Source organism: Streptomyces sp. NPDC052236, assembly GCF_044548015.1.
Lineage (GTDB): Bacteria > Actinomycetota > Actinomycetes > Streptomycetales > Streptomycetaceae > Streptomyces.
Genome location: NZ_JBIUBL010000004.1, coordinates 196,123 through 208,231, shown reverse-complemented (window position 1 = coordinate 208,231; position 12,109 = coordinate 196,123). Strand labels below are relative to the sequence as shown.

Genomic DNA, 12,109 nt, shown 5'->3' with positions numbered 1-12,109 from the left:
GGGGGTGCCGGCCCACAGCCGTACCGTATGAGACCGCCCGTCAGCCGCCGATGACGACGCGGCGGACGCCTTCCCAGCGCGCCGGGTCCGTCGTCCTGCGGCCGTCGACCAGGACGCGGACGTCCGGCAGGTCCGACGCCGCCAGCTCGCGGTACTCCGCGTGGTCCGCCTGCAGGATCGCCGCGGTGACGACCTGACCCTCGTGCGGCGTGAGGCCGTGCGCGGTCAGCTCCTCAGAGGTGTACATCGGGTCCGACACGAACGGCACCGCCCCGCGCGCCTTGAGCGCCTCGACGGTCGGGAAGACGCCCGAGAACGCCGTCTCCTTCACGCCGCCCCGGTACGCCGCGCCCAGCACCAGCACGCCGACGCTCTCCAGATCGCCGTACGCGGCGGCCAGCAGGTCCACGGCGTACGAGGGCATCGCGGCGTTCGCCTCGCGCGCCGAGCGCACGACGGTGGCCTCCGGGTCGTTCCACAGGTACATCCGCGGGTAGATCGGGATGCAGTGCCCGCCGACCGCGATGCCCGGCTGGTGAATGTGGCTGAACGGCTGCGAGTTGCAGGCCTCGATGACCTTCTTGACGTCGATGTCGTTCTTGTCGGCGAACCGGGCGAACTGGTTCGCCAGACCGATGTTGACGTCGCGGTAGGTCGTCTCGGCGAGCTTCGCCAGCTCCGACGCCTCGGCGGTGCCCAGGTCCCAGACGCCGTTCGGCTCCGTCAGGTCCGGGCGCTCGTCGAAGTCCAGCACCTGCTCGTAGAACTCCACACCGCGAGCCGCCGAGGCGTCGTCGATGCCGCCGACGAGCTTGGGGTAGCGGCGCAGGTCCGCGAAGACCCGCCCGGTGAGCACCCGCTCCGGCGAGAACACCAGGTGGAAGTCCGTGCCCGCGGTGAGGCCGGAGCCCTCCTCCAGCATCGGCGCCCAGCGGGTGCGCGTGGTGCCCACCGGCAGGGTCGTCTCGTACGAGACGAGGGTGCCCGGCTTCAGGCCCGCGGCGATCGCCTTGGTCGCGGAGTCCATCCAGCCGAAGTCCGGGGTGCCCTCGGCATCCACGAACAGCGGGACGACGACCACGACCGCGTCCGACTGGGCGACGGCCGCCGCGGTGTCGGTGGTGGCGGTCAGCAGCCCGGCGTCGACGGTCTGCTTCAGCTTGACGTCGAGGTCGTGCTCGCCCGGGAAGGGCTCGGTGCCGGCGTTGACCAGCTCGACAACCTTCTCGTTGACGTCCGCGCCGATCACTCGGTGCCCCTTGACGGCGAACTGCACGGCGAGCGGCAGGCCGATCTTGCCGAGGGCGACTACACAGATATTCATCGAGTTACTTTCCTCTTCAACCGGACCAGCACGGGCCGCACATGCGGCCAGACCTTGGGCCACAATTTATTCTCGGGCGGGAACAGCAGGCCGGTCAGGACGACCATCCTGCCCTTCGTGTTCAGGCGCGCCGCCACCCGGTACGGGGTGCCACTGCGCCAGCGCCTGGCAAGCGGCATCGGTCTGTCCTCGCCGCGTACCGGGATCTCGTACGTCCAGCCCGCGACCTCCACGTACAGCCGGACGCCGAGCGACGCCTGACGGGCCTGGATCGGGATGCGCCCGCGGATGACCGTGCCGACTCCGTCGTCGGTGACCTCCTGGGTGAACTCGCCCACCGGGGCGGGAAGTTCCTGACCGGCAGGCAGCCTGCGGGCGCCCGCCCGGTCCGCGCTCCTGGGCATATGGCCCGGGACAAGGCGGATGACGGCGCCTTCGGTCTCGCCGGTCAGCCCCGTCCGTACCGCGATGGCCAGGGACAGGTCGTCCCCGGCCTGCGCCCACTCGGCCGAGACCAGCCCGGTGGTGGCGGCGAGCTGGCGCGGGACCGGCTCCTCGATCACCTCGAAGACCCGGTCGGGGATGTTCAGCACGGGATCCCGGAAGCCGGGGTAGCGGGCGAAGGCCCGGCCGTCCTCCAGGTGGAACGGCGGCGCGCCGGCCGTCTCCTCCAGCTCGATCGCCGCGACCAGTTCGTCCACCGCGCCGTGCTGGGCCAGGGTGAGCCTGACCCGCCGCATGACGGGCAGGTAGTCGCGTACGGCGTCGGTGAGGTAGTCGTCCGCCACCTCCGCCATGCCCGCGCACACTTCGGCTCTGGTCTGCGGGTCGAGCGCCGTGAAGTCGCCCTTGAGGAGCTTGGACAGCTCCCAGGTGAAGAGGCGCTTTATGATGGCGTCCCGCTGCGGTCCGGCCTCGATCAGCCCGGCCGCGTGCTTCATGATCCGCGCGGTGCAGCGCAGCCGGGAGAGGTGACCGCCCGCCCGGTAGGTGATGTTGCTGAAGTCCCCGCGCTTGACCGCGTAGTAGTACGTGTAGTCCGCGAGCACCGAGATCTTCCGGGCCCTGACACACGCCTCCAGGGTGAACGGCATGTCACTGCCGACGGGCAGGTCCTCGAGGAACCGCAGCTTGTGCTCCTCCACCAGCTCACGGCGGAAGAGCTTGGTGTTCGACAGCCCGAACGGCAGCTGCGAGTCGAACAGGCTGATGTCCGGGTTGTTCTCCTTGAAGAGCGCCTGGTGGACATAGCGGCCGTTGGTGCCGACCATCTTGCCGATCACCACGTCCGAGCCGTGGGTGTCGGCGCAGGCCACCAGCCGCCGCAGCGCGTCCTTGCCGAGGTAGTCGTCGGCACCGATGAAGTAGACGAACCGTCCGGTGGCCACGTCCAGCGCCCTGTTGCTGGGCGCGGCCGGGCCACCGGAGTTCTCCTGGTGGAGCACCTTGATTGTGTCCGGGTACTTCTTGGCGAAACGGTCGAGCTCCGCTCCGCTGTCGTCCGTGGAACCGTCGTCCACGGCCACGATCTCCAGCCTGCCCAGGCCAATGCTCTGCCCGACAAGGGAGTTAAGGCATTCCGTCAGATACGGCATCGTGTTGTACACGGCGACGACGACGGTGACATCTGGACTGGTCAAGGCTCCTCGCCCTACTGGGCCGCGATGTACGCGGAGAGATCGACGGTGCTGCCCGTGTTCGCGGATTCGAGCACGGCCGCCGCCACCTCCACCGTACGGAGGCCTTGGCGGAGCGTGCAGATGTCCTCGGTCTTGCCGAGCACCGCGTCACGGAAGAGCTCGTGCTCCACCAGCAGCGGCTCCCGCTTGGGGATGGCGTAGCGGATCATGTCGCCCTCGGCCACACCGCGGAACGCCCGCAGGGCCTCCCACTCGGTGGTCTGGGCGGCGTTGGAGTAGAAGGTCAGGTCGGCGGTGAGAGTGTCCGCGACGAAGCAGCCCTTCTCGCCGGTGACCGAGGTGAACCGCTCCTTGAGCGGGCTCAGCCAGTTGACCAGGTGGTTGACCATCGTGCCGTCGGAGAGCTGGCCGACCGCGGAGACCATGTCCTCGTGCGGACGCCCGGACTTCGAGACCGTGTGGGCGGCGATCGAGGTGTACTCCTGGCCCGTCACCCAGCCCGTCAGGTCGATGTCGTGGGTGGCGAGGTCCTTGACCACGCCGACATCGGCGATGCGGTGCGGGAAGGGACCCTGGCGGCGGGTGACGACCTGGAACACCTCACCCAGTTCGCCGGCTTCCAGGCGGGCGCGCAGCGAGCGCAGGGCCGGGTTGTAGCGCTCGATGTGACCGACGCCGGCCACCAGGCCGCGCGACTCGAAGGCCTTGACCAGCCGGCGCGCGCCCGCGACGGTGTCCGCGACGGGCTTCTCGACCAGCGCGCTGACACCGGCCTCGGCGAGCGCCAGGCCGACTTCCTCGTGCAGGGCGGTCGGGCAGGCCACGACGGCGTAGTCGATGCCGAGCGCGATCAGCTCCTCGACGGTGTTCAGTACGGGGACGCCCTGCGCCCAGCCGTTCTTGTCACCCATCGGGTCGACGACGGCGACGAGTTCGACGCCCTCCAGACCGGCCAGTACGCGGGCGTGGTGACGGCCCATCGAGCCAAGGCCGACCAGGCCGGCCCGCAGTCCCGCAGTGGTCACAGGTTCTCTCCCAGCTCGTTCACGGCGGCGACGATGCGCTCAAGGTCCTCCGCGGACAGCGAAGGGTGCACCGGCAGCGAGACGACCTCGGCCGCCGCGCGCTCGGTCTCGGGCAGGTCCCAGTTGCGGCCGGCCTTCTGGTCCGGCTCCCAGTACGGCTTCAGACGGTGGATCGGGGTCGGGTAGTAGACGGCGTTGCCGATGCCCGCCTCGGTGAGCTTCGCCATCGCGGCGTCGCGGTCCCCGCTGACCCGGATCGTGTACTGGTGGTAGATGTGACGCGCGCCCTCGGCCACCGACGGCGTGCTCACGCTCGGCGCGGTGATGTGCTCGGTGAGGTACGCGGCGTTGGCGATGCGCTGCTCGGTCCAGCCGCCCAGCTTCGCCAGCTGTACGCGGCCGACGGCTGCGTTGACATCCGTCATACGCATGTTGGCGCCGACGATCTCGTTGGCGTACCGCTGCTCCATGCCCTGGTTGCGCAGCAGGCGCAGGGTGCGGGCGGTCTCGGCGTCGCCCGTGGAGATCATGCCGCCCTCGAGGGAGTGCATGTTCTTGGTCGGGTAGAAGCTGAACGTGCCGCCCGCGCCGAACGCGCCGACCGGAGTGCCGTTCAGCGCCGCGGCGTGCGCCTGGCAGGCGTCCTCGACCACGGCGAGCTTGTGCTTGGCGGCGATGGGCATGAGCTTGTCCATCGCGGCCGGGTGGCCGTACAGGTGCACCGGCATGATCGCCGCGGTGCGCGGCGTGATCGCGGCCTCGACGGCCGCCGGGTCCAGGCCGTAGCTGCCAGGCTCGATGTCGGCGAAGACGACGTCGGCGCCCACCAGGCGGACCGCGTTGGCGGAGGCGGCGAACGAGAACGAGGGGACGATCACCTCGTCGCCCGGGCCGATGCCAAGAGCCAGCAGAAGGAGGTGCAGCGCGGAGGTACCCGAGTTGACGGCCACGCAGTGGCGCCCCTCGACGAGCTCCGAGAAGCCCTCCTCGAACGCCGCCACCTCTGGACCCTGTACGACCCTGCCGGAACGCAGTACCCGTACCGCGGCCTCGATCTCTTCCTCACCAATGATCGGGCGGGCAGCGGGAATCGGCTGCTGGTTGCTGCTCGTCATGGACGTCCTCCTTGAACACCGCTGAGCTCTTTATGGCAGAGGATCAGGGGCCGTGCGGACGTCTCTCGAGGCCGCGCAAACCCCTCCGGCGCGAAGCCGACGCCCTACCGAGGATTCTGGGACCGGTTTTGTGCCCCGAACCGGGCCGGTCACCCGCCGTAGTCTGCGGAATGGGACCACAACCGGCAACGACCGCCGTCACATTATCAGGGATTTCTTGGCGAATTTCGGGGCGGTTAAGGGAGCTCCGCATCGATTCGGAGACAAAGGCCGTGTCCCACCCCCGGGCTTGTGGGATGGGACACGGTCCTTCACTGAAGGCTCATCAACTGTTCAGCTGTTCAGCCGGTCGGCCTTGAGCTGTCAGCTGTCACCTGTCACCGTCAGCTGTCGCTGTCGCTGTCGGTCGATGCCGTCACCGATGACGTCTGCTGCCCGGCCGCCGAGGTCTTCTTCGCGGTGGCCTTCTTGGCAGTCGTCTTCTTCGCCGCGGTCTTCTTGGCCGCTGTCTTCTTGGTGGCGGCCTTCTTCGCGGTGGCCTTCTTGGCGGTCTTGCGAGCCGCCTTCTTGGCCGGTGCGGAGACCTCGGCCTCGGCCTCGGGCTGCTCGGGTCCGGCCTCGGGGGCCTGCGCCTCGGGCTCCGGAGCGGCGGGGACCACGACGACCGCGGGCTCCTCCGCGCCCGAGGCCGGCGGACCGGCGGGAGCGGTGGCCTTACGGGTCGCCCGGCGGCGCGCACGCGGCGGGGCCGCGACGGGCGCCTCCTCGGCGGGCTCGGGGGCCTGGGGCTCGGGCTCGGCCTTCGGCGCCGGCTCGGCGGGGATCTCCGTGACCGGCGGCGTCACCGACGGCGGGGGGCCCGCCGGAGCGGTCGCCTTACGGGTGGCCCTGCGGCGGGTACGGCCCGCGGGGGCCGCCTCCTCCACGGGAGCCTCCGGCTCGGAGATCACCTCGGGCTCCACGACGGCCTCGGGCGCCTCAGGGACCTCAGGGACCTTGGGGGCCTTGGGGGCCTCGGGCTCCGCGACGACGACCTCGGGCTCGGCGGCCCTGGCGCCCCTCGGCGCACCGGCCGGGGCCGTCGCCTTACGGGTCGCCCTGCGCCGTCCACGACCGCGCGTGGCCGCTGCCTCCGCCTCCGCGGCGCTGCTGTACAGCTCCTCGTCCGGCTCGAAGTACGGCACCGGGGCGGCCGTCTCCGCGGCAAGCTCCGCCTCGGTCTCGGCGGCGAGCTCGGCGTCGGCCGCGACCTCGGCCTCGATGTCGGCCTCGGTGGCCGCCTCCGCCTCGTACTCGTGCACCTGCTCCACGCCACCACGGCCGCGCTTCTTGGCACGCTTGCCGCCGCCACCGCCACCGGGGGCGGTCGGCTGCTCCATGTGCACGATCACGCCACGGCCATTGCAGTGGACGCAGGTCTCGGAGAAGGACTCCAGCAGACCCTGGCCCACCCGCTTACGGGTCATCTGGACCAGGCCCAGCGAGGTGACCTCGGCCACCTGGTGCTTCGTACGGTCCCTGCCCAGGCATTCGAGCAGTCGCCGCATGACCAGGTCCCGGTTGGACTCCAGCACCATGTCGATGAAGTCGACCACGACGATGCCGCCCAGGTCGCGCAGCCGCAGCTGGCGCACGATCTCCTCGGCCGCCTCCAGGTTGTTCCTGGTGACGGTCTCTTCGAGGTTGCCGCCCTGCCCGGTGAACTTCCCGGTGTTGACGTCGACCACGACCATGGCCTCGGTCTTGTCGATCACCAGCGAGCCGCCGCTCGGCAGCCATACCTTGCGGTCCAGCGCCTTCATCAGCTGCTCGTCGATGCGGTACGTGGCGAAGGCGTCGACCTCGGAGGTCCACCGCGACAGCCGGTTGGTCAGGTCGGGCGCGACATGGCTGACGTAGCCGTGGATCGTCTCCCACGCCTCGTCGCCGCTGATGATGACCTTGGAGAAGTCCTCATTGAAGATGTCGCGCACAACCCGGACGGTCATGTCCGGCTCGCCGTACAGCAGAGTCGGCGCGTTCGAGCTGCCGCCGCTCTTCGCCTTGCGCTGGATGTCCTCCCACTGCTCCTGCAGCCGGTCGACATCGCGGCGCAGCTCGTCCTCGCTCGCGCCCTCCGCGGCGGTACGGACGATGACGCCCGCGTCCTCGGGGACGATCTTCTTGAGGATGGTCTTCAGCCGCGCGCGCTCGGTGTCGGGCAGCTTGCGGCTGATGCCGGTCATCGAGCCCTCGGGCACGTACACCAGGTAGCGGCCGGGCAGCGAGACCTGGCTGGTCAGGCGGGCGCCCTTGTGGCCGATCGGGTCCTTGGTCACCTGGACCAGGACCGACTGGCCGGACTTGAGCGCGACCTCGATACGGCGCGGGCCGTTGGCCATGCCCAGCGCCTCGAAGTTCACCTCACCGGCGTACAGGACGGCGTTGCGTCCCTTGCCGATGTCGACGAACGCGGCCTCCATCGACGGCAGCACGTTCTGGACCTTGCCCAGGTAGACGTTGCCGACGTACGAAGTCGCCTGCTCCTTGTTGACGTAGTGCTCGACAAGGATGTTGTCCTCGAGGACGCCGATCTGCGTGCGCTCGCCGTTCTGCCGGACGACCATCACGCGCTCGACGGCCTCACGGCGGGCCAGGAACTCGGCCTCCGTGATGATCGGCACACGGCGGCGGCCCTGCTCGCGGCCCTCGCGGCGGCGCTGCTTCTTCGCCTCCAGACGCGTCGAGCCCTTGATGGACTGGACGGCGTCCTGGAAGTCCGACGGCTCCTCGGCCTTGACGCGCGGGGCACGCGGCTCGCGGACCTTGACGACCGTACGCTCCGGGTCGGTGGCGGCCGTCTCTTCCTCGGGTCCGGCGTCACCGTTGCGGCGACGGCGGCGGCGACGGCGACGGCTGCTGCTGGTGCCGGCGGCCGAGGGGGTCTCGGCGTCGCCGTGCTCCTCGTCCTCGGCGGCCTCTTCGGCCTCTTCCTCGTACGCGGCTTCCGCTTCCTCGGGCTGCTGCTCCTCCGAGGTCTCGTCCGTGTCGGCGGGCTCGCCGCGGCGACGACGGCGGCCACCACGGCGGCGACGGCGCGAGGGACGGTCCTCGTACTCGTCCGACTCCTCGCCCTCGGCCGCCTCGGCTCCACGCTCGGGCTCGGCCTCCGGCTCGGGCCGCTCCTCCTGGACGGGGGCGGCCGGGGCCTCTACGGGCTCGGGGGCCTCCCCACGGCGGCGGCGACGGCGACGGCCGGCGGGCTCCGGGGCGGCAGCGGTCTCGGCGACCGGCTGGACCGTCTCCTCCTCGGCCTCCTCCGGCTCCTCAGCGGCGGCAGCCGCAGCGGCCGTCTCGGGGGTCTGGAACATCGGCTCGGTGAAGACCGGGGCCTGGAACACGGCGACGGCGGGCCGCGTGGCCCGGCGTCCACGTGCGGGCGCAGGCGCTTCGGCCTTCTCCGGCTGCGCGGGCTGCTCGGCCGCGACGGGCTGCTTCTCCGGCTGCGCGGTGGCCTGCGTGGTGGCCTGCGTGGTCGTCTCGGGAGAGACGGCGCGACGGCGCGTACGGCCCCGGGTCGCCGCCTTCGTGGCGGCCGCGACCTCGGGCCCGGCCTCGTCGGAGGAGATCTGCGTGACCGCGCCCTGCGGCAGGCTCTCGCCCGCCTCACCGGCAACCTGCTCCTCGTCGGTCTCGGCGACCGGCTCGGGGGCTGCCACCTGGCGGGTGGCACGACGACGCGTACGCGGCGCGGGGGCCTCGGCCGCCGGCTCGGGGGCCTCAACCGTCTCCGCGCCCTCCGGCGCGCCGGCGGGCGCGGTGGCCTTACGGGTGGCACGGCGACGCGTACGGGGCGCGGGGGCCGCAGCAATCTCGGCCTCGGGCTCGGCGGCTTCGGCTTCGGCCGCGACCTCGGTGACCGGCTCGGCGACCGGCTCGGGGGCCGTCACCTGGCGCGTGGCACGACGACGCGCACGCGGCGCGGGGCCCGAAGCGAGCTCGGCCTCGGCCTCGGGCTCAGCGGCAGGCGCGGGAGCCTCGACCTCGGCCTGGGCGACCGGCTCGGGGGCCGTCGCCTGACGCGTCGCACGGCGACGCGTACGGGGCGCGGGAGCAGCGGCAATCCCGGCCTCCGCCTCGACCTCGGTCGTCGACTCAGCAACCGGCTCGGGAGCCGTCGCCTGACGCGTCGCACGACGACGCGCACGCGGCGCGGGAGCAGCGGCAATCCCGGCCTCCGCCTCGACCTCGGCCGCCGACTCAGCAACCGGCTCGGCCACCGGCTCCGGAGCCGTCACCTGACGCGTCGCACGACGACGCGCACGCGGCGCGGGGGCAGCGGCCGCCGGCTCGGCGGTCTCCACGCTCGCCACGGCCTCGGGCGCGGCGGGCGGCGCGACCATCTCGGTCACATCCGCGACGTTCACGACGTCCTTGGCACCTTCGGCGCCGGTCGGCGGCCCCGCGGGCCGCGATGCCGCGCGGCGCCTGCGGCGCGGCGGCAGCGTGTCGCTGGGTGAATTGTTCTCAGTGTTCTCGTTGGGTCCGGCGTTGCCGGATTCGTTCATCTCAAGCATGCGGGCGGTTCTCCCGTCACGCTCCCGGGCGCCACGCCTGATTCCGGTCCGGCCGCGGCCCGCGTGTTGTTCGCGGTGCCGCCGTCCGGGGCGCGGGCGCCGCACGGGAGCTGATGTATGGCTCGCCGGTTCCCTACGCGTTGTACGTACGGCCTGGCGAAAGTCTTCTTGTCAGTGCGCGGCCCGACCCAGGTGGCTCCCGAGTACGAGGGCTGCGCTACAACGACTGCCCTTGCGCGGCGGGACCCGGCGCCGTCGCTGGGGCGGGTCCGGCGGCCGTGAGTACTGCGGCCGGAACTGCCTCGCGGTCAGGCGCGAGCGGGTCTGTCACCGTGCCGGACTCCTCGTCGAAGAGCCCCTGCGCCAGCCTGGTCACCGCTGCGGGGACCGGCGGCGCCAGGTCGGCCACAGCTCGGAGACCGGACAGGACGTCGTCGGGCCGTACGGCAGGTGTCACGTGCCGAACAACCAGCCGCAGTATCGCACAGGGCCCGTCCCCCGGCCTATCAGGCTGTGGACGGTCCACCCGCAGCTCCACCACGGCACCACGTGCGTCAAAGGTCCGCATGCCGCTTTTCGTCTTCCGCTCGACCTCGACGGTCGGCGCGGCGAGAAAGACGGCGGCGGCCTTCTCCGCTTCTTCGAACGGTACTCCGTCGAGCCGCAGCTCCCACACGGAGGCGGTGAGCCGGTCGGCGAGCCCTGACGTACGGGCCTCGACGGCGTCGATGATGTCAAGCCCCGCCGGCATCGACTCGTCGAGCAGCTCACGCAGCTTCTCCGGGTCGCGGTGCTCGGCGAGGGCGATCTCCAGATACTCGGCTTCGCTGCCCGTGCCGGTGGCTGCGGCATTGGCGTACGACACCTTCGGGTGCGGGGTGAAGCCCGCCGAGTACGCCATGGGCACCTCGGCGCGCCGCAGCGCCCGCTCGAAGGCGCGCTGGAAGTCGCGGTGACTGGTGAACCGGAGGCGGCCCCGCTTGGTGTAGCGCAGTCGCACTCGCTGCACTGCCGGTGCGGGCGGCGGGCCTTCGGGCTGTCGCTTGCCCAGTGGTTCTTCTCCTCGGTGCGGGGCGGGCGCGGGTGGCGCGCCCGTCCTCGGACGTACGGGGTGTCTCCTGGGGCGCCGCCCGGCTCACCCCCGCTTGTGCAGGGAGATCTCGGGTTCGGCCGCCGCGCCGGAAACAGTCGTACTACCCAGAGTACGCGCCTGCCGCACCACCGGTTCGCCAGGCGACGGCGCCGGCGGCGCGGGCGGCCCGCCGACGAGCGCCCGCCATGCGTCGCGCCGCGTCTGGCGCACGGTCTCACGGGCCGTGCGCAGTGCGCCGAGCGCGGCCCGGCCCGCCTCCACGGCGGCGGTCCTGGCCGGGCGCCAGACGGCATCGCGCACGAAGTGCCCCACGGGGGCACAGATGTTCTGGTAGCACCAGCGCACCGGCCGCCCGACAAGATTCCAGGCGAGCCACTTGAGGGCCCGGCCGACGGCGCGCGAGATATACCCGGCGATGCGCCAGGCGACGCCGACGGCCGCGAGGAGCTCCCGGCCGATCGGGGCCAGGACGTGCTGGTACACCCAGACGACGGGGGTGACGAGCAGGGTCACGACCAGCCAGACGAGCGCGTGGCCGAGGGGAGTCAGGAGCTGCCGGTAGATCCACACCACGGGCACCACGAGCCCGTACGTCACGACCGGTACGACGAGATACCGCCAGAGCCCGACCCAGAGCCAGACAAACAACGCCATGGCCAGCCACACCAGCGCAGCCCCGATGCCGCGCCCCGCCGGAACGAGCAACCGCCGCCAGATCCAGCTCACCGGCACGACCAGCAGGTTCTCGATCAGCCAGGCCAGCCCATGGCCGAGCGGGGTCAGGAGCTGCCGGTAGATCCACACCAGCGGCACCACCAGCCCGTACGTCACCACGGGCACCACGACATACCGCCACAGCGCGACCCATGGCCACACGAACAGCGCCATGCCCAGCCACACCAGCGCAGCGGCTATGCCGCGCCCCACCGGGACGAGCAGCCGCCGGTAGATCCAGGCCAGCCCGTGACCCAGCGGAGTCAGCAACTGCCGGTAGATCCACACCACCGGCACCACCACCCCGTACCGCCACAGCGCCACCCACGGCCACACGAACAACGCCTTGCCCAGAAAGACCGCCGCCCAGACCAGACCCCGTCCGATCGGAGTCAGCACCGTCTCGTACACCCAGGCCAGCCCTCTGCCCAGAGGCCGCAGCAGCCCCCTGTGCACACCCCGGGCGCAGACGACGAGGAGATCCCAGACCATCCGTACGGGCACGACCACGAGCAGCACCACGATCCGCACCGGGATCCGGATGACCGTGGCCAGACAGCCCTCGCCGGGTTCGTAGTGCGCGGGCGCCTGATGACTGCCGTAGGTCTGAGGGGACTTCTCGAACTCCATGTCAGCCATGAC

General features: G+C 71.5%; 7 protein-coding genes. All 7 read right to left on the bottom strand.

The annotated features are described in order from the left end of the window. Positions 1 to 40: 40 nt before the first annotated feature. The 7 genes from ACIHCQ_RS09695 to ACIHCQ_RS09665 all read right to left on the bottom strand — a co-directional run bounded on the left by ACIHCQ_RS09695 (position 41) and on the right by ACIHCQ_RS09665 (position 12,106). Positions 41 to 1,324 carry a nucleotide sugar dehydrogenase gene (locus ACIHCQ_RS09695; protein WP_399659609.1) on the bottom strand — a complete coding sequence of 428 codons (1,284 nt, stop codon included), beginning with the start codon at positions 1,322 to 1,324 and terminating at the stop codon, positions 41 to 43. Beyond that, positions 1,321 to 2,964 carry a glycosyltransferase family 2 protein gene (locus ACIHCQ_RS09690; RefSeq protein WP_399659607.1) on the bottom strand — a complete coding sequence of 548 codons (1,644 nt, stop codon included), beginning with the start codon at positions 2,962 to 2,964 and terminating at the stop codon, positions 1,321 to 1,323. The genes ACIHCQ_RS09695 and ACIHCQ_RS09690 overlap by 4 nt, the downstream gene beginning before the upstream one ends. Positions 2,965 to 2,975: 11 nt before the next feature. Further along, positions 2,976 to 3,989: a Gfo/Idh/MocA family protein gene (locus tag ACIHCQ_RS09685; RefSeq protein WP_399659604.1), complete on the bottom strand. Its 1,014-nt coding sequence runs from the start codon at positions 3,987 to 3,989 to the stop codon at positions 2,976 to 2,978. Next, complete coding sequence (locus ACIHCQ_RS09680) at positions 3,986 to 5,104, bottom strand: DegT/DnrJ/EryC1/StrS family aminotransferase (protein WP_399659602.1); 1,119 nt, start codon at positions 5,102 to 5,104, stop codon at positions 3,986 to 3,988. The genes ACIHCQ_RS09685 and ACIHCQ_RS09680 overlap by 4 nt, the downstream gene beginning before the upstream one ends. 383 nt (positions 5,105 to 5,487) lie before the next feature. Continuing rightward, positions 5,488 to 9,660: an Rne/Rng family ribonuclease gene (locus tag ACIHCQ_RS09675; RefSeq protein WP_399659600.1), complete on the bottom strand. Its 4,173-nt coding sequence runs from the start codon at positions 9,658 to 9,660 to the stop codon at positions 5,488 to 5,490. Positions 9,661 to 9,877: 217 nt separating this feature from the next. Beyond that, a complete protein-coding gene (locus tag ACIHCQ_RS09670) occupies positions 9,878 to 10,669 on the bottom strand; it encodes a TIGR03936 family radical SAM-associated protein (protein ID WP_399659597.1) in 792 nt (263 codons plus the stop codon). 126 nt (positions 10,670 to 10,795) lie between these two features. After that, positions 10,796 to 12,106 (bottom strand): hypothetical protein, encoded by a 1,311-nt coding sequence (locus ACIHCQ_RS09665; RefSeq protein ID WP_399659594.1) that lies wholly within the window; start codon positions 12,104 to 12,106, stop codon positions 10,796 to 10,798. Positions 12,107 to 12,109: the final 3 nt, after the last annotated feature.

What these genes read in the sequence shown, in the direction of transcription:
- ACIHCQ_RS09695 (WP_399659609.1), bottom strand. Translation starts at nt 1,324, where the DNA reads ATGAATATCTGTGTAGTCGCCCTCGGCAAGATCGGCCTGCCGCTCGCC.
- ACIHCQ_RS09680 (WP_399659602.1), bottom strand. Translation starts at nt 5,104, where the DNA reads ATGACGAGCAGCAACCAGCAGCCGATTCCCGCTGCCCGCCCGATCATT.
- ACIHCQ_RS09675 (WP_399659600.1), bottom strand. Translation starts at nt 9,660, where the DNA reads ATGCTTGAGATGAACGAATCCGGCAACGCCGGACCCAACGAGAACACT.
- ACIHCQ_RS09665 (WP_399659594.1), bottom strand. Translation starts at nt 12,106, where the DNA reads ATGGCTGACATGGAGTTCGAGAAGTCCCCTCAGACCTACGGCAGTCAT.